General features: G+C 65.4%; 17 protein-coding genes. 2 read left to right on the forward strand and 15 right to left on the reverse strand.

Going from position 1 to position 18271, the window contains the following annotated elements; all coding sequences use genetic code 11:
* Positions 1 to 88: 88 nt before the first annotated feature.
* Positions 89 to 1513: a glutamate--tRNA ligase gene (gene gltX, locus LH400_RS14120; protein ID WP_229153372.1), complete on the forward strand. Its 1425-nt coding sequence runs from the start codon at positions 89 to 91 to the stop codon at positions 1511 to 1513.
* 145 nt (positions 1514 to 1658) lie between these two features.
* A complete protein-coding gene (gene gltA / locus LH400_RS14125) occupies positions 1659 to 2951 on the forward strand; it encodes a citrate synthase (protein ID WP_229153373.1) in 1293 nt (430 codons plus the stop codon).
* 108 nt (positions 2952 to 3059) lie between these two features.
* Here the strand turns inward: gltA and lpxB are convergent, their stop codons facing one another.
* The 15 genes from lpxB to LH400_RS14200 all read right to left on the reverse strand — a co-directional run bounded on the left by lpxB (position 3060) and on the right by LH400_RS14200 (position 18195).
* Complete coding sequence (lpxB, locus tag LH400_RS14130) at positions 3060 to 4214, reverse strand: lipid-A-disaccharide synthase (RefSeq protein ID WP_229153374.1); 1155 nt, start codon at positions 4212 to 4214, stop codon at positions 3060 to 3062.
* Positions 4211 to 5104: an LpxI family protein gene (locus tag LH400_RS26375; RefSeq protein WP_229153375.1), complete on the reverse strand. Its 894-nt coding sequence runs from the start codon at positions 5102 to 5104 to the stop codon at positions 4211 to 4213. The genes lpxB and LH400_RS26375 overlap by 4 nt, the downstream gene beginning before the upstream one ends.
* A gap of 10 nt (positions 5105 to 5114) precedes the next feature.
* A complete protein-coding gene (lpxA, locus tag LH400_RS14140) occupies positions 5115 to 5921 on the reverse strand; it encodes an acyl-ACP--UDP-N-acetylglucosamine O-acyltransferase (protein ID WP_229153376.1) in 807 nt (268 codons plus the stop codon).
* Positions 5922 to 5923: 2 nt separating this feature from the next.
* Positions 5924 to 6391, reverse strand: a complete 468-nt coding sequence (gene fabZ, locus LH400_RS14145; protein ID WP_229153377.1) for a 3-hydroxyacyl-ACP dehydratase FabZ — start codon at positions 6389 to 6391, stop codon at positions 5924 to 5926.
* Positions 6384 to 7442, reverse strand: coding sequence for a UDP-3-O-(3-hydroxymyristoyl)glucosamine N-acyltransferase (lpxD, locus tag LH400_RS14150; RefSeq protein WP_229153378.1), 1059 nt, complete (start codon positions 7440 to 7442; stop codon positions 6384 to 6386). The genes fabZ and lpxD overlap by 8 nt, the downstream gene beginning before the upstream one ends.
* 44 nt (positions 7443 to 7486) lie before the next feature.
* The gene (gene bamA / locus LH400_RS14155) at positions 7487 to 9967 is read right to left on the reverse strand and encodes an outer membrane protein assembly factor BamA (protein ID WP_229153379.1); all 2481 of its coding nucleotides are present in this window, start codon (positions 9965 to 9967) and stop codon (positions 7487 to 7489) included.
* 204 nt (positions 9968 to 10171) lie between these two features.
* Entirely contained in the window at positions 10172 to 11311 is a 1140-nt protein-coding gene (gene rseP, locus LH400_RS14160) for an RIP metalloprotease RseP (RefSeq protein ID WP_229153380.1), read from the reverse strand.
* A gap of 115 nt (positions 11312 to 11426) precedes the next feature.
* Positions 11427 to 12278 (reverse strand): phosphatidate cytidylyltransferase, encoded by an 852-nt coding sequence (locus LH400_RS14165; protein ID WP_229153381.1) that lies wholly within the window; start codon positions 12276 to 12278, stop codon positions 11427 to 11429.
* A gap of 4 nt (positions 12279 to 12282) precedes the next feature.
* Positions 12283 to 12969 carry an isoprenyl transferase gene (locus LH400_RS14170; protein ID WP_229153445.1) on the reverse strand — a complete coding sequence of 229 codons (687 nt, stop codon included), beginning with the start codon at positions 12967 to 12969 and terminating at the stop codon, positions 12283 to 12285.
* Positions 12970 to 13056: 87 nt separating this feature from the next.
* Positions 13057 to 13614 (reverse strand): ribosome recycling factor, encoded by a 558-nt coding sequence (gene frr / locus LH400_RS14175; protein WP_229153382.1) that lies wholly within the window; start codon positions 13612 to 13614, stop codon positions 13057 to 13059.
* Positions 13615 to 13660: 46 nt separating this feature from the next.
* Positions 13661 to 14380 (reverse strand): UMP kinase, encoded by a 720-nt coding sequence (gene pyrH, locus LH400_RS14180; RefSeq protein ID WP_229153383.1) that lies wholly within the window; start codon positions 14378 to 14380, stop codon positions 13661 to 13663.
* Positions 14381 to 14596: 216 nt separating this feature from the next.
* Positions 14597 to 15523, reverse strand: coding sequence for a translation elongation factor Ts (gene tsf, locus LH400_RS14185; protein WP_229153384.1), 927 nt, complete (start codon positions 15521 to 15523; stop codon positions 14597 to 14599).
* Between the two features lie 161 nt (positions 15524 to 15684).
* Positions 15685 to 16518, reverse strand: a complete 834-nt coding sequence (gene rpsB / locus LH400_RS14190; RefSeq protein WP_229153385.1) for a 30S ribosomal protein S2 — start codon at positions 16516 to 16518, stop codon at positions 15685 to 15687.
* Between the two features lie 333 nt (positions 16519 to 16851).
* Positions 16852 to 17679 carry a universal stress protein gene (locus LH400_RS26380; protein ID WP_229153386.1) on the reverse strand — a complete coding sequence of 276 codons (828 nt, stop codon included), beginning with the start codon at positions 17677 to 17679 and terminating at the stop codon, positions 16852 to 16854.
* Positions 17680 to 17820: 141 nt separating this feature from the next.
* Positions 17821 to 18195 carry a response regulator gene (locus LH400_RS14200; RefSeq protein ID WP_229153387.1) on the reverse strand — a complete coding sequence of 125 codons (375 nt, stop codon included), beginning with the start codon at positions 18193 to 18195 and terminating at the stop codon, positions 17821 to 17823.
* Positions 18196 to 18271 lie beyond the last annotated feature (76 nt).

An 18271-nucleotide genomic window follows, 5' to 3' on the forward strand; every position in this document is an offset into this window, starting at 1 on the left:
CCACCCTATGCTACACAGCCGCCACGCAAATGCGATGTCCGGTGAGAGCGCCGGGCCGCAGCACCCGATTCTAACGAACGGAGCCTCCATGACGGACACCGTCGTGACCCGCTTTGCCCCCTCGCCGACCGGCTTTCTGCACATCGGCGGGGCCCGTACGGCGCTTTTCAACTGGCTCTACGCCAGAGCCAAGGGCGGCAAGATGCTGCTGCGGATCGAGGACACCGACCGCCAGCGCTCCACCGAGCCGGCGGTGAAGGCGATCATCGACGGGCTCGACTGGATGGGCCTTGCCGCGGATGAGCCGCCGGTCTCGCAGTTCGAGCGCGCCGCGCGCCACCGCGAGGTCGCCGAGGAGCTTCTCGCCAGGGGAATGGCCTATCGCTGCTACACCAGCCAGGCCGAACTCGAGGCGCTGCGCGAACGCGCTCGCGAGGAGCGGCAGCCACCGAGCGTCGCGACCCGGCTGTGGCGCGACCGCGACCCGTCCGAGGCGCCGGAGGGCGTCGAGCCGGTCATCCGCCTGCGCGCGCCGCTCGAGGGCGAAACGATCGTCCGCGACCAGGTCCAGGGCGACGTCCGCTTTGCCAACAAGGATCTCGACGATTTCGTGCTGCTGCGCTCCGATGGCAATCCGACCTACATGCTGGCCGTGGTTGTCGACGACCACGACATGGGCGTCACCCACATCATCCGCGGCGACGACCACCTCACCAATGCTGGGCGCCAGACGCTGATCTATCAGGCGATGGGCTGGGACGTGCCGGTGATGGCGCATATCTCGCTGATTCATGGACCGGACGGCGCCAAGCTGTCGAAGCGCCACGGCGCGCTCGGCATCGAGGCCTATCGCGGCATGGGCTACCTTCCGGTCGCGCTCAGGAACTACCTCGTCAAGCTCGGCTGGAGCCATGGCGACGACGAGATCATGTCGACCGAGGACCTGATCCGGTGGTTCGACTTCGACGGCATCAACAAGGGAGCGGCGCGCTTCGACTTCGCCAAGCTGGAGGCGCTCAACGGACACTGGATCCGCGCGAGCAAGGATGCGGACCTGGTCGAGATGCTGATGAGCGAGCGCGACGTCCTGCCGAATGGCGACATCCTGAAGACGCGCCCGGACGATCTCCTGCGTGAAAAGCTCACGGCGGCGATGCCCGGCTTGAAAGAGCGCGCCAAGACTTTGGTCGAGTTGACGGACAGTTGCCGATATCTGTTCGCCGACCGGCCGCTGCCGCTGGAGGAGAAGGCGGAGCAGATCCTCGCCGATGGCGGACGCGCGATCGTCGGGGCGCTGGTGCCGCAATTCGAGGCGGTTTCCAGCTGGTCCGCGGCGGAGCTCGAGGGCATCGTGCGCGCCCATGCGGAACAGGCGGGCCTGAAGCTCGGAAAGGTGGCGCAGCCGCTGCGTGCCGCGCTGACGGGACGCACCACATCTCCCGGCGTCTTCGACGTTCTGGAGGTTCTCGGGCGCGATGAGGCGCTCGCGCGGCTTCGCGAGCAGGCGGCGTGATTCGGGCTCGATCTGTTGCAGCGCAACCGGTTAGGCTTGGGGAAACTTGTGGAGCCCCAGCCTTTGGAGTAGGCAGAGGTTGGTCGAAACGTGTGCGCTGCGAAAGGTTCGTCCTTTCCGGTGGCAATGATCGAAAGGAAACCGCATGACAGACCAGTCGGCGAAATTTACACTGGGATCGACGAACGCCGATCTCGCACTGCGCAGCGGCACAATCGGACCGGACGTCGTCGACGTCACGTCGCTCTACAAGCAGTCCGGCGTGTTCACCTATGATCCCGGATTTTCCTCGACGGCGTCCTGCGAATCCAAGATCACCTATATCGACGGCGACGAGGGCATGCTGCTCCATCGCGGCTATCCGATCGACCAGCTCGCCGAGCGCGGCGACTATCTCGAGACCTGCTATCTCCTCCTCTATGGCGAGCTTCCGACGGCCCGCGAGAAGGAAGACTTCGTCTACCGCGTGACGCGGCACACGATGGTCCACGAGCAGATGAGCCGCTTCTACACGGGCTTCCGCCGCGACGCCCATCCGATGGCCGTCATGGTCGGCTCGGTCGGCGCACTATCGGCTTTCTACCACGACTCGACCGACATCGCCGATCCGCATCAGCGCATGGTGGCGAGCCTGCGTATGGTCGCCAAGATGCCGACCATCGCGGCGATGGCCTACAAGTACCACATCGGCCAGCCTTTCGTTTATCCGCGCAACGATCTCTCCTATGCGGAAAACTTCCTTCATATGTGCTTCGCCGTTCCGTGCGAGCCCTACCGGATCGACCCGGTGCTCGCCCGGGCGATGGACCGGATCTTCATTCTCCACGCCGATCACGAGCAGAACGCCTCGACCTCGACGGTGCGGCTCGCCGGCTCGTCCGGCGCCAATCCCTTCGCCTGCGTGGCGGCCGGCATCGCCTGCCTGTGGGGCCCGGCGCATGGCGGCGCCAACGAGGCGGCGCTGAACATGCTGACCGAGATCGGCTCGAAGGACCGCATCCCGGAGTTCATCGCGCGCGCCAAGGACAAGAACGATCCGTTCCGCCTCATGGGCTTCGGCCACCGGGTCTACAAGAACTACGACCCGCGCGCCAAGATCATGCAGAAGACCTGCCACGAGGTCCTCGACGAGCTCGGCATCAAGGATGATCCGCTGCTCGAGGTCGCGATGGAGCTCGAGCACATCGCGCTCAACGACGAGTACTTCATCGAGAAGAAGCTCTATCCGAACGTCGACTTCTATTCCGGCATCACGCTGAAGGCGCTCGGCTTCCCGACCGCCATGTTCACCGTGCTGTTCGCCGTCGCGCGGACCGTCGGCTGGATCGCGCAGTGGAAGGAGATGATCGAGGATCCGCATCAGCGCATCGGCCGTCCGCGCCAGCTCTACACCGGCGCGCCGCTTCGCGACTACGTCCCGGTCGACGAGCGCAGCTGACCATCTGCGACAAACTTCCTTTTCAGGTTGACATGATCGAGACGGGCGCTTCGGCGCCCGTTTCTGCGTCCGGAGGGCGCGATCGCCGTCGGGCCGGCCTCGAGTTCGCTACCCTTGCCGGCGCCCGATCTCGGCAAGAACGATTTCGGCCGCCGTCTCTCCTGGCGCCTGGTCGATCGCCATCAGCCGCCGGATCTCCTCGAACCCGGTCAGCTGGGCCCGCCGCTCCGGCGTGTCGGTCAGGAGCCGCTCCAGGCGTCGCGCCAGATGCTCCGGCCTGACGAATTCGTGGAAATGCTCCGGCACGAGCGGATGGCCGACGATGAAATTGGGCAAGGCCGCCGTCCAGGCCGTCACCAGATGGCGAAAGCGGTAGGCGACGGGGTCGAGGCGATAGGCGAGCGCCATCGGGATACCGGCAAGAGCGAGTTCGAGCGAGACCGTGCCCGAGGCGGCAAGTGCCGCGTCCGCAGCGGCGAAGGCCGCCCATTTCTCCGCCACGCCGGTCACGATCTTCGGTTTCTTCTCCCACCGGCCGACCGCGGCCTCGATCCGCTCGCGATGGCGCGGCAGCGTCGGCAGGATCGCCCTCAAACCCGGCAGGCGGAGATGAAGCCGCTGCAGCGTCTCGCCGAAATCGTCGATCAGCCGAACGACCTCGCTGCTGCGCGAGCCCGGCAGGATCAGGAGCGTCGGCGGCGAGTTTGGCCGCTTTTCCGCGACGGTCCCGTCACGGGCGAGGATCTCGGCAAGGCCAGGCACCTTCATCAGCGGGTGCCCGACATAAGTCGCGGGCGGCCCGCTCAGCCCTTCGAGGATTGCCGGCTCGAAGGGCAGAGCGCAGATCGCGTGGTCGACATAGGGCCGCATCGCCGCCGCCCGGCTTTCCCGCCAGGCCCAGACCGTGGGCGGGATATAGTTGACGATCGGCATGTCCGGCAGCTTGTCCCGCACCCTGCGAGCGACCCGGTGCGAAAAGGTCGGGCTGTCGATGATCACCAGAGCGTCCGGCCGCTCGGCCACGATGAAGCGCACCGTCGCCGACAGGCGCTTGAGAAGCTGCGGCAGCCGCATCGCGATGCCGGCGATTCCGATGATCGACAATTCCTCGATGTCGAAGAGGCTTGTCAGGCCCTCGGCCTGCATCGCCTCACCACCGAGCCCGACCGGCTCGAGCCGGTCCACCCGGCGCCTCAGGCCGCGGATGAGATCCGCACCGATCTCGTCTCCCGACGGTTCCCCGACGACGAAGGCGATCTTCATGGCGACCCCGCATCGATCGGAGACGCATCTGCCGGCCCGGGTTCTGGCAGAAGGCCGACGAGCGCAATGTTCGCGGCGTCGGCCGCGGCGACGACGTCATCGAGCCCGAGAATCAGGCTGCGCCCGGCCGAAAGGCCGATCGCGGTGAGGCCAGCCTCCCTCGCCTCCGCGATCGTCGCCGTCCCGATCGAGGGAAGATCGAAGCGCAGATCCTGTTGCGGCTTGATGCTTTTGACGAGAACGCAGCGCTCGGTGCGCCCCAGGCGCCCTGCGGCGCGGAGCCCGGCCACCCGCCGCAGCATCTCGCGCGTTCCCTCTACCGCCTCGACCGCGATGACCCGGTCCGGCGAAGCCACAACGGCCTGGCCGATGTCGAGGCTGCCCAGCCGTTCGGCGGCCCGGGCGGCAAGCGCAAGGGCCGCTGTCTCGGCCGCGTCGGGGATGCGGTGCGTCAGCGGCCCGACCGGTGTCAGCAGTGCCGGGACGACGTCCTGCACCGCCAGCATGACGAAGCCCTGCCGCTCCAGATAGCGTCCAAGGGCACGCAGCAGCCGGTCGTCCCCGCCCCGCACGATCCTCAGCGCCTGAGGAAGCCGCCGCAATGTTCGAAGACTTGGAATCAGTGACCGGAAATCCGGCCGCCGGCTGATCGTGCCGCAGAAGACCACGTGCCTGATCCCGTGCCGCTTAAGGGCGTCGATCGCGTCGCCTGCGCGGCCCCAGGCGAAGTCGGCGCCGTCGAAACCCGTCCAGTCGTCCTCGCAGCCATCGGCGATGCGCAGGACAAGCGGCTTCCAGCCCTTGTCCCTGGCAGACTCGGCCACGATCCGCGGCAGGGTTCCACCACCGGCGACGATGCCGAGCGGCGCGCCGGGGCTGTCCGGCTTCACGGCACGGTCCTCAGGCCGGGGGCGCGTGGCGCGGGAAGCAGAGCGCACGGTCGCCACCGGCGCGGATGAAGCCGAGGAGGTCCTGGACGAGCGGATCGTCCGGGAATTCCGTCTGGACCTCGTCGATGTTCTCCTTGAACGTCAGATCGTCGGAAAACAGCATCCGATAAGCACGGCGGACATTGCGGATCGCTTCGCGATTGAAGCCGGCCCGCTTCATGCCGATCACGTTGAGGCCCGACAGATAGGCCCGGTTGCCGAGCACCATGCCGAATGGGATGACGTCGCCTTCCACAGCCGCAAGCCCGCCGATATAGGCGTGATGGCCGACCCGCGTGAACTGATGGATGCCCGAGCCGCCGGCAATGGTCGCAAATTCGCCGACCGTGCAGTGGCCCGCCAGCATAACGTTGTTGATCAGCGTGACATTGCGCCCCAGCATGCAGTCATGCGCCACATGCGCGCCAGTGAAGAAGGCGCAATTGTCGCCTACGGTCGTCTCCGAGCGGCCCTGCACCGTCCCCGCGTTCATCGTCACATGCTCACGGATCAGGCAGTTGCGGCCGATCACAAGGCGCGTGTCCTCGCCGCGATACTTCAGATGCTGCGGGGCGTGGCCGAGGGATGCAAACGGCCAGATCTGGGCGCCCTCACCGATGACGGTATTGCCCCAGATGACGACATGAGAGCGCAGGCGGCTGTTCGCGCCGAGCACGACCTGCGGGCCGATATGGCAGAACGGGCCGATCTCGCAGCCCTCGCCGATCGACGCACCGTCCTCGACGACCGCAGTCGGATGAATGGTCGTGTCAGTCATGATCAGACGGGATCGCGCGGGACCAGCATCGCGCTCACCGTCGCCTCGGCGACCTTGGCTTCGTCGACCTTCGCAACGCAGTCGAACCTCCAGATATTGCCGCGCTTCTTGGTCTGGACCACATGATATTCGAGGCGGTCGCCAGGCACGACGGGCTTTCGGAACTTGGCGTTGTCGATGGTCATGAAATAGACGAGCTGCGGCGTGCCGCCGCCGGTCGCGAGCGTACAGATGGCGCCCGCCGTCTGCGCCATGCCCTCAATGATGAGAACGCCGGGCATCACCGGAGCCGAAGGGAAGTGGCCGAGAAAATGTGGCTCGTTCGCCGTCACGTTCTTGATTCCCACGGCACGCCTGTCGCCCTGGATGTCGACGATCCGGTCCACCATCAGAAAGGGATAGCGATGCGGTAGCAGCGCCATGATCTTGTGGATGTCAGCGCTTTCGAGCACCGTCGCCTCTTCAGTCATCTTTCTTCCCCGGCGCCCGCCGCTTTCTCGCCATTTCCGATAACAGCGTCATCTCCCGAAACCACTCCCGCACAGGCTTGGCCGGCGTTCCACCCCAGCGCGCGCCGGGCGGAACATCGCCCTGAACGGTCGAGACGGCCGCGATCTGGGCTCCGTCGCCGATGGTCACGTGCCCGTTGACGCCGGTCTGGCCGCCGATCATCACCTGATCGCCGATGTCCACAGAGCCGGATATCCCGACCTGGGAGACGATGACGCAATGGCGCCCGATCCGCACGTTGTGCGCGATTTGAACGGCATTGTCGATCTTGGTGGCCTCGCCGATCACCGTGTCGCGGATCGCGCCACGATCGATGGTGGTGTTCGCGCCGATCTCGACGTCGTCCTGGATGATGACCCGGCCGATCTGCACGACCTTCTCCAGGCCCGCCCGGCCGGGCGCATAGCCGAAGCCGTCCTGCCCGATCCGCACGCCCGGATGAAGGATCACGCGGTTTCCGAGGAAGGCGTGCGATATCGTGACCGAGGCACCAACCCGGCAATCCCGGCCGATCCGGCATCCGGCAGCAATCGCGGCGCCCGCGGCGATCACCGTTCCCTTGCCGATCACGGCGCCCGCACCGATGACGGCGAAGGCCTCGACGGTGACGTCCTCTTCGAGGAGTGCTGTGGGGTGGATCTCTGCCTTCGGAGACAGGCCCGATTCGCCGAAGATCGGCTTCGGCCAGAGTGCATCGGGAAACAGTGCCCGGCCGGCACTGGCGAAGGCCGCCTGCGCGTTCCGCGCCACCAAGCGCGGCAGGTCGGGACGCACCAGGCCGACATGTCTCTCGCCGACGATGATGCAGCCGGCGCCGGTCGCGGCGAGTGCCCCGCCATAGCGCGGATTGTCGAAGAAGGAGAGATCGTCCGGACCGGCGGCTTCCAGCGGCGCCAGACCGGTCACCCGGACTTGGGGATCGCTCCCCTCCCCCAGCGCGGCTCCGGTCAGATCGGCCAGTTCGCCGAGCGAGAGCCCTCTACCACTGGGAAAGAACGGAGAATCATGCATCGGCCCCGCGGGAGGGCCATACGGCCGACCCCCGCTCCCTGACGTCAGAACCGGGACGAGAACCCGAAGGAGAATTCCTGCAGATCGTCGAAATCCTCCTTGATGAACGGATGCGCGTAGTTAACGCGCAGCGGTCCGAAGGGAGACGCCCAGATCAGGCCGACGCCCGCGGAGGCGCGCAGCGACGCATCCGTTCCCACGACACCGGGCTGACCCGAATACTCGCTGCCCCAGAGCGAACCGGCATCGGCGAAGATCGCGCCGCGAAAGCCGAGGTCGCGGGACAGGAGCGGCAGCGGGAAGGTCGCTTCCGCGGAGGCGTTGGCATAGTTCTCGCCGCCGATCGACACGCCGTTCTGGCGCGGGCCGATGCCCTTGTAGTCGAAGCCGCGAACGATGTCCTGGCCCTTGAAGAAGTTGTCGAAGACCCGCAAGCCGTCGCCACCGAGCGACGAGACGTTGCCGGCGCCGCCGCTCAGCTGACCGATGACGTCGTACTCCTCGCTCAGCAGCTTGAAGTAGCTGGCCTTGCCGGTCGTCTTGATGAACTGGGCATCGCCGCCGAGACCTGCAAATTCCTGGCCAGCCTGGATAAAGAAGCCGTCGCGCGGGTCGTTATTGTTATCCAGCGTGTTGTAGGTCAGCGAGTAGGAGACCGAAGACGTCAGATAGGGGCTATCGCAGATCGCCTGGTTGATGATTGGCGAGTCCGTGTAGTTCGGCGCCTGCGCGACATTGCCGTTCTTGTCGAGCAGATCGCTGCCGGTGACGGTCTTGTAGGCCGCAGGATTGGGATCGCCGCAGGTGCTGCGGATGGCTTCGCCGGTCACGGGATCCGTATAGGTGTTGTCGTTGGCATCGGTCGGGGTAAGACCGTTATTGCTGCCGAACGTCTCCTGCTTGAAGTTGTAGGCCATCTGGGCCGTCAGGTTCTCCGTGATCGGAGCGGCCACGCGAACGTCGCCGCCGATGCGCTTGGAGTCGTAATCGCCCGACGTGCTCTTGTTGTAGTAGACGTCGAAACCGGCAGCCAGGCGCCGACCGAGGAAATAGGGCTCGGTGAAGGACAGGCTGTAGTTCTGCGACGACGTTCCAAGCCCCGCAGACACCTTCACGAACTGGCCGCGACCGAGGAAATTGCGCTCCTGCACGCCGACTTCCGCCACCGGACCGGAGGTGTCGCCGCTGGTGGTGTAACCGCCGCCGATCGAGATCTCGCCCGTCGCCTTCTCGGAGACGTCGACGATCACGATCACCTTGTCGGGCTCGGACCCGGGCGCCGTCGAGATGTTGACCTTGTCGAAGTATTTCAGGTCCTCCAGGCGCTGCTTGGCGCGCTGGATGAGGACCTGGTTGAAGGCGTCGCCTTCCGAGACGTCGAACTCGCGGCGGATGACGTAGTCGCGAGTCTTGGTGTTGCCGCGAATCTCGATACGCTCGACATAGGCGCGCGGCCCCTGGTCGATGACGTAGTTGATCGCGATGGTGCGATTGGTGAAGTCGCGGTCGCCGCGGGGCGTGACCTGGGCGAAGGCAAAACCGTTCGAGGCGAGTTCATTGGTCAGGCTGACCAGCGAGTCCTCGACGTCCTTGGCGCGGTAGACGGCGCCCGGCTCCGTCTTCAGCTCGCCGTAGAGCGACTGCGTGTCGATGCCAGGCACGGTGGAATCGATCGTCACCTGACCGAAGGCGTAGCGCTCGCCCTCGTCGACCGTGACGGTGATGAAATAGGCGTTCTGCTTCTCGTCGAGTTCGGCGACGGAGGACAGGATCCGGAAGTCGGCATAACCGTGGTTGTAGTAGAAGCGCCGCAGCGTCTCCTCGTCGGTATGCAGCCGGTCTTCGTCATAAATGTCGTCGCGCTGGATGAAGCTGAGGATGCCGGTCTCGCGCAGCGCGATGACCTGCTTCAGCCTGGAATCGCTGAACGCGTTGTTCCCGACGAAGCTGATCGAGGCGATCTTGGTGCGGTCGCCTTCCTGAACGTTGTAGATGACGTTGACGCGGCCTTCGCCGATCTGCTGCGTCTGAACCGACACAACCGCGTCGCTGCGGCCGATCCGCCGGTAGGCTTCCTTGATGGCGTCGACATCGGCATCGACCGTCGACTTGGAATAGGCCCCGCGCGGCGTGGTCTGGACGACCGAGGTAAGCTGCTCGTCCTTGATCTTCGAATTGCCCTGGAACAGCACCTGATTGACGATCTGGTTCTCTTCGACCTGGATGATCAGCGTCCCGCCGGACTGGCTGACCCTGACGTCGGAGAAGAGGCCGGTGGAGAAGAGGCGCCGGACGGCTTCGTCCTGATCGCCTTCGCTGACGTTCTGTCCCGGCTTGATCTGGGCAAAGCTTCGGACCGTTTCCGCCTCGACCCGCTGGTTCCCCCGCACGTCGATCCGATTGACCACGGCCGCCATCACGGCGGTACTGCTGGCCAGTTGAACGCTGAGCGTCGTCGCAGCGAGAACGGTCGACGAAAGCGCGACGGCAGCCGCTGCGCGCAAAATGTTCGTTCCAGCCTTCATAGGCCCAACCACCTTCTCGTTCTTGTGTCGAAGCGCCGGGAGAGAGAACCGCCTTGGTGCCTTGTACCGGCTTTCCGAGTCCGTTCAAGCAAACTCAACCGACTCCATTGAGGAATCGGAAACGCCGTTGCACCGCAGTCACGAACGCGGTCGTGATGGTTAACGATTTGCAACCCCCAAGCCCCCCGACTCGGCGGTCTCGCATCATACGAGACCGGATATGTCATTCCAGAATGCGAATATCATAAGCAGCATGACTAGCGCGAGCCCGATCCGGAAACCGATCTCCTGAACCCGGGCGCTCAGGGGCCGGCCGCGGACCGCCTCGCAGGCATAATAGAGGAGATGGCCACCGTCGAGCATGGGAACCGGCAGAAGATTGAGAATGCCGATCGAGACTGACAGAAGCGCCACAAGATTGAGCAGCGCCGCCATGCCTATGGTGGAAACCTGCCCGGAGACCTGCGCTATGCGGATCGGCCCGCCGATCTGGTCGGCGCTCTGGCGGCCGGTGATCACCTGGCCCATGAACTCGACGGTGCGCGATGTCACGAACCAAGTCTGCGAGACGCCGTATTCCAGCGACTGCCAGGCCGAGAGCTGCTCGACCCGGAACGCCGCAGTGTCGTTGTCGGCATGCAGGCCAATGACCGGCATGGTGAAGGAGTTTCCGAAGCCGTCGGTCCGCGTCTCGACCCGCGGCGTCACGTTGAGGTCGACGGTCCTGCCGCCACGCTCCACGGTGATCGCGATGGGCGACCCGGAATTGCCGGACACCGCCTTCTGCAGATCCGAGAAATAGGAAATTTCCGTCCCGTCGACCGACACCACGCGGTCCCCAGCCGCGAAACCGGCAGCCTCGGCCGGAGAGCCCTGCTCGACCGCCGATACGACGGGATCGCCGACGACGCGGCCGTTGACGAAGGCGACACCCGCAAAGACGACGATCGCGAGGATGAAATTGGCGATCGGACCCGCCGCGACCGTTGCGGCACGCCGGCCGACGCTTTTCGCCGGAAACGCCCCTTCCCGCTCGGCATCGTCCATCGCGGCCACCGCCGCCTCGTCCGGCATGGAGGCCGCGTTCTCGTCGCCGAGGAATTTGACGTAGCCGCCGAGCGGCACGGCGGCGAGCTTCCAGCGCGTGCCTTGCCGGTCCGTGAAGCCGATCAGTTCCGGCCCAAATCCGACCGAGAACACCAGGGCCTTGATGCCGCACCAGCGCCCGACCAGGAAATGCCCCAGTTCGTGGAAGAAGACGATGATCGTGAGGACGAACAGGAACGGCACGACATAGATCAGGCCGTTGCTCCAGATTGCGGCGATGTCCGCCGTCAGTTCCATCGGTCTTTCCCCGTCATCGATCCGCCGCGCAGATCCCGCCTGCATGACCCGTCTGATAGCATCGCTCAATCAAGACGCAATCATGGCCGGTGTGCGGCCATGGCACAGCTAAACCCTATAGCGGAAAGATTCCGTGCGCGGGTTGCGAAAATCCCGCAATCAGGACGCCAACGATCCAGACTGCGCCGATCGCCACGATCAAGGCATCGATCCGGTCCATAAGCCCGCCATGGCCGGGAATGATGCGCCCGGAATCCTTCACCCCGAAGCGCCGCTTGATCCAGGATTCGTAGAGGTCGCCGGCCTGGCCGAGAGCCGACAGCAGCGCGGCGAGGACGATGACGAACAATCCGACCGAACCGGTCGCCCATTCCGCGAACAGCGCGCCGAAGGCGATGCCGGCGGCAAGACCGCCGAGCGCGCCGGAGATCGTCTTCTTCGGCGAAACGCTCGGCATCAGTTTGGGTCCGCCGAAGGTGCGGCCCGAGAAATAGGCGAAGATGTCGGTCGACCAGACGATGGCGATGACGAAACCGATGGTCACGAGCCCGGACGTGTCGGCCCCCCGCACGAAGCCGGGCGTCATCGCCGCGACCCCGGCGTAGAGGAGACCTCCCAGCACCCAGTCGGCCTTGTGCTCGTCGCGGTCGACGAAGGCGATGAAGAGCGCCCCGGCCGCAAGGATCGCGAGCGCCGCAAGATTGAAGCCGAAGACGAAGGCGAGAAGGGCGAGATAGAAGCAGCGGCGGGCAAAATGGAACAGCGGCCGGACACGGCGCGCGCGGGTCATGCGCGACCATTCGTCGAAGACGATGAGGCCTGCCGCGCAGCACAGGATCCTGAATGCCCAGCCGCCGACAAAGGTCAGCCCGATCGCCAAAATGCCCAGGATGACCGCGGAGATCAGCCGCGAGCGAAGATCGCTCCAGCTTCCCTCCCGAAAGAACCGCCCGATTGCTAAACCCATCAGCTCACGAGGCGATCTCGCGTGACAATCCTCCGAAGCGCCGGTCCCGGCTGGCATATTCCGCGATGGCGTCCTCGAATGCCTGGCGGTCGAAGTCGGGCCAGAGGCAGGGCAGGAACACGAATTCCGAATAGGCCGACTGCCACAGGAGGAAATTGGACAGCCGCAATTCGCCGCTGGTGCGGATGACGAGATCCGGATCGGGTATGCCCGCCGTGTCGAGATGCTCGTCGAGGAGATCCGCCGTCAGCCCGTCCAGCGACACCTCGCCGGCCGCAAATTTCTCGGCGATCCGGCGCATGGCGCGGGCAACCTCGTCGCGGGCCCCATAGTTGAAGGCCACCACCAGGGTCTGACGCTGATTGTCTCGGGTGAGGTTCTCGGCTTCTTCGAGAAGACCGCGAATGTCGCTCGTCAGATCGTCCCGTGCGCCGATCACCCGGACGCGGACCCCCTCCTTGTGCAGGTCCGCGAGATCGCGGCGGATGAAGTGCTTGAGGAGACCCAGCAGCTCATCCACCTCTTCCTTGGGTCGCCGCCAGTTCTCGGAGGAGAAGGCGAACAGCGTCAGATAGTCGATGCCAAGCTCACCGGCCGCGCGCACCGCCTGCCGCACGGCTTCGACGCCGCGCCTGTGGCCCATGCTGCGCGGGAGACCCCGGGCCCGCGCCCAGCGTCCGTTGCCGTCCATGATGATGGCGACATGTTGAGGGTGCCGCACGTCGATCCGCCTTTTGTCTGGTGTGGCCGCGTCGTCCAACGCCGATTTTGCCGGATCCTAGACCTGCATGATTTCGCCTTCCTTGACAGACAGCAGCTTGTCAATGTCCGAGATAGTCTCGTCGGTCATCTTCTGGACGCGGTCGGCCTGCTGCCGGCTCTCGTCCTGGCCGATGTCGCCGTCCTTTTCCATCTTCTTCAGCTCGTCCATGCCGTCGCGGCGTACGTGCCGCACCGCCACCTTGGCGCCCTCTGCATATTGATGCGCAACCTTGACCAGCTCCTTGCGCCGCTGCTCGTTGAGCTCGGGCAAAGGGATGCGCAGCGTGGTGCCGTCGGTGATCGGGTTGAGGCCGAGATTGCTCTCGCGGATCGCGCGCTCGACCTTGCCGACCATCTGCTTGTCCCATACCGAGACCGAGACCATGCGCGGCTCGGGGACGGAGACGTTGGCGACCTGATTGATCGGCATCTGGGCGCCATAGGCCTCGACCGTGATCGGATCGAGGAGGTTCGGCGAAGCCCGGCCGGTGCGCAGCCCCGCGAGATCGCCCTTCAGGCTCGACACGGCACCATCCATGCGCCGCTTCAGTTCATTCAGATCGAGTTCGGCCATCGGGCGGGTCTCCTCTCTTAGCTGGCACTCGTCTCGAAGCCTAGGCTCAATCCGAGACGATTGTCGCCCGGCCGGCGCCGGACAGGATTCTGGCGAATTCCCCAGCTTCGTGAATCGAAAACACGACGATGGGAATATGATTTTCGCGGGCGAGCGCGACGGCCGCGACGTCCATGACGGCAAGGCCCTTGCGCAGGACATCCTCGTGGGTCAGGTGATCGTAGCGCTCGGCATCCGGATGCATCTTCGGATCGGCCGAGTAGATCCCGTCGACCTGAGTGCCCTTGAACAACGCGGCGGCGCCCATCTCCGCGGCGCGCAGAGCGCCGGCGGAATCGGTCGTGAAGAAGGGATTGCCGGTGCCGCCGGCGAAGATCACCACGCGGCCCGCCGCCTGATGGGCAAGCGCGGTGCGCTGGGAGAAGCTTTCGCAGATCTCCGGCATGGCGATCGCCGACAGGACGATCGTGTCGACCCCGAGCTTGATCAGCGAAGTGCGCAGCGCCAGCGCGTTGATCACCGTTCCAAGCATGCCCATGTGGTCGCCGGTGACACGGTCGCCACCCTTCGACGCAACGGCAACGCCGCGGAAGATGTTGCCACCGCCGATAACGACGGAGATCTCGACGCCGAGCGCGCGGGCCTCGGCGATATCCGCAGCGATCCGATCAGCGACGGCGACGTCGATGCCGAACCCCTGCTGCCCCATCAGCGCTTCGCCTGAAACCTTCAGAAGCACACGCGGATATCGAATCGCAGCCGTCATCAGTCACCTTGCATTGATCCGGCGGAGCCGGAGCGGCACTCGCTGGAACGAACCCGGCGGCCGCGCTCCCGCTTCCTCGGCGGCTCCAACCGCGCCGGAGTGGCGGTCGGGAGACGCCGCGCGCAGGCGCGGCTGCCATACCGGCCCGCAGTCCGATACAATAAGGGCGTCCGCTTGTGAAGCGAACGCCCTCGATTGTGCTTCGATGCTGAGAACTTACTTCTTGCCGGCGGCCGCCGCCACTTCCGCGGCGAAGTCCGACGTCTCCCGCTCGACACCCTCGCCGAGGGCGAAGCGGACGAAGGCGGTGATCTTGGCAGGAGCGCCGAAGTCCTTCTCGGCCGCCTCGAGCGCCTTCTCGACCGTGAGGTCGGGGTTGATCACGAAGGACTGCTTCAGGAGCACGACTTCCTCATAGAACTTGCGCATCCGGCCCTCGACCATCTTCTCGATGATGTTCTCGGGCTTGCCGGAGGCGCGCGCCTGATCGGAGAAGATCGCCTTCTCGCGCTCGACCGTCGCCGGATCGATATCGTCGGCGTTGAGCGCCAGCGGATTGGTCGCGGCGACATGCATGGCCACCTGTCGGCCGAAAGCGGTCAGCGCGGCCTTGTCGCCGGTCGATTCGAGTGCGACGAGGACGCCGAGCTTGCCGAGGCCATCGGCCACCTGATTGTGGATATAGGTTGCGACGACGCCGTTCTCAACGGACAGCATCGCCGAGCGGCGAAGCGCCATGTTCTCGCCGATCGTGGCGACCGCATCCTTGATCGTGTCGGCGGCCGACTTGCCGGTGCCCGGATAGGCAGCGCCGGAGACCGCCTCGACGGAACCGTCGGTCGACAGCGCCACCTCGGCGACGTTCTTCACCAGCGTCTGGAAGGCTTCGTTGCGGGCGACGAAGTCGGTCTCGGAATTGACCTCGACCACGACGGCCTTGGCCTCGCCGGACGCCGCGCCGATCAGGCCTTCGGCCGCCGTGCGGCCCGACTTCTTGTCGGCCTTGGCAATGCCCTTCTTGCGCAGCCAGTCGATGGCCTGTTCCATGTCGCCATTGGTCTCGGCGAGAGCGGTCTTGCAGTCCATCATGCCTGCGCCGGTCTTCTCGCGCAGTTCTTTGACCATTGCAGCGGAGATTGCCATCTTTTCCTCTTTGCAAATGATTGGGCGCACCGGCTCGTCTTGAACGGGTGCGCCAGAATTATGACGCCGTCATTACGGCGTCCGGATCGGGCGGAGCCGTGGCCCGCCGGTCATCCCGCCAATGATGGAGCCGGCCGTTCAGGCCGGCTCCATCACCGGTATCAGGCGGCGGAGGTCTGCTGCTCGGCGCCGGCCTCGTCCGATGCGGGCGTCTCGGTCGCCGCGGCCTCGCTCGCGCCCTCTTCCGGCAGTTCCTCTGCCGGCGCATCTTCCATCGCGCCGATGTCGATACCCATGTCGCCCTGCTGGCGGGCGATGCCGTCGACGGCAGCGCGGGCAATCAGGTCGCAATAGAGCGAGATGGCGCGTGCGGCGTCGTCATTGCCCGGAATCGGATAGTCGATCGGTGCGGGATCGCAGTTCGAATCGACGACCGCGACGATCGGGATGTGCAGGCGCTTGGCCTCTTCGATCGCGATCGACTCCTTGTTGGTGTCGATGATGAAGATCATGTCGGGCACGCCGCCCATGTCGCGAATGCCACCGAGAGCCCGGTCGAGCTTGTCGCGCTCGCGCTGCAGCGTCAGGCGCTCCTTCTTGGTGAAGGCCTGAGCCTCGCCGCCGGCGAGCAATTCGTCGAGCTTGCGCAGCCGCTGGATCGAGTTCGAGATCGTCTTCCAGTTGGTCAGCATGCCGCCGAGCCAGCGGGCGTTGACGTAGTACTGGGCCGAACGCTGGGCCGCGTCGGCGACGATGTCGGAGGCCTGCCGCTTGGTGCCGACGAACAGCACGCGTCCACCGCGCGCCACCGTGTCGGACACGGCGAGCAGCGCCCGGTGCAGGAGCGGCACCGTCTGCGCGAGGTCGAGAATGTGGATGTTGTTGCGGGCGCCGAAGATATAGGGCGCCATCTTCGGGTTCCAGCGATGGGTCTGGTGGCCGAAGTGGACGCCGGCTTCGAGCAGCTGGCGCATGGAATAATCTGGCAGAGCCATTTCTATCTGTCCTTTACCGGTTATGCCTCCACGGAACGAAGCGGCCGAAGCCGCCACCGGTGGATCGGTTCGGACGAACGAACTCGTCCGACGACCCGGTTTCCGTGTGTGGAATGGACGCGGCCGTACAGGAAAAGCCTCGGCTTTGCAACAAGACCCCGCGTCACCGCCACGAGATAGGTATGGGAGATCGCCTTCGCCAGCACGGGAAGGTGGAGACACGCGCAAGCCCCCTGCTCCAAGCCGCACCTTTCGAAAAGGCGAGGCTCGGAGCGGGGGGCTCGCGTGCGAAAAGTAAGAGACGGAAGGGAACCGGGTCCAGGTCCCGCGCGATCAGCGCGACATCAGGACCGGAACGGTCATGTGCTGCAGGATGTGCCGGGTGACGCCTCCGAACAGCATCTCCCTTATCCGCGAATGTCCATAGCAGCCCATCACCAGAAGGTCGGCGCCGTCGTCGCACAGGGTCGACAGGAGATCATCGCCGACCGAGATCTCGCCGCTGAAGGAGGATGCCGCCTCTGCCCGGATGCCGTGCCGCGCCAGCACCAGAGCGAGGTCGTCGGCGGCCGCAAGGCCGGCCTTGGTCGGCTGCCGGGGCGGATCGACCGACAGGACGGTCACCAGGCGCGCATCCATCAGCAGGGGTATCGAATCGAAGGCCGCGCGTGCGGATTCGCGCGTGCCGTTCCAGGCGATCGTGACCTTCTCGCCGACCTTGGTGTAGCGGCCGGCGCTGGGTACGAAGAGGATCGGCCGCCCGGTCTCGATCAGGACGTCGGTGATGAGACCACCTCCGTCCCACTCCGAGGCATGCGGCTGGCCGGCGACGACGAGGTCGGAGCAGAGAGCGTGGCGCGTGACCACCTTCTCATAGTCGGGCGTCGTCGGCTCCTCAAGCCGCCACTCGGCCGAGATGCCGGCCGCGGAAACGCGCGTGTTGAACAGTTCTTCGATCGCTTTGGCGTCCTTGCGCTGCGACCTCTGCACCTCGTCGAGATACTGGACCGAGACCTCCGTCGCGAGGTTGACGAAGACGCTCGGGATGACATGCAGCCCGACGAGATGGGCTTCCTGACGCTCGGCCAGCGGCAGGGCTAGATCGAGAATCGTCTCGGCGCGCTCCTTGGAGTCGAGACAGACGAGGATGGTCTTGAGCACGGGGGTCACTCCCTAGAAGGCCGGTCCGTCCGGGCGGCTGCCGGACCGGAACCGGAGCGGTTCACCCTTTCCCTCTAGGCCCGCCGGGCGACCGGCGCTTTGACCGGCATCAACCGGCGAAAAAACAGGAGATTGCCGCGCTCAGCACGCCCGCACGGCCTGACGGATGCTGTCGAGGAGGACGGTGCCGATCAGAGGCTTCTGGAGAACGGCGAGCGCTCCGGCCGAAGCGGCGCGCTGTCTCAGCGCGCTCGTGGCATGACCGGTGATCAGGATTGCCGGAAGGTTGAGGCCGCGAGATCGGAGGCCCTGAAGGACCTCGATGCCGTCCAGTTCCGGCATCTTGAAATCGATCACCAGGCATTTGGCGAGAGCCAGAGCCGGATGCAGAAAGACGTCCTCGCCGTCGGAGCACAGATTGACTTCCAGCCCCTCCAGTTCGAGCGCGAACTTGAGCGATTCTCGGACCGCCTCGTCGTCGTCGACGACGAGGATCATGGTCTTGGCTGCGGTCATGCCGTAATGCTCCGGCGGCCGCGACGCGGCCGGGGTGTTGATCCTGCGCTGTCATCATGCCCGATGCCGCGCAGGC

This window comes from Jiella soli, assembly GCF_020615385.1.
Lineage (GTDB): Bacteria > Pseudomonadota > Alphaproteobacteria > Rhizobiales > Rhizobiaceae > VKMB-3413.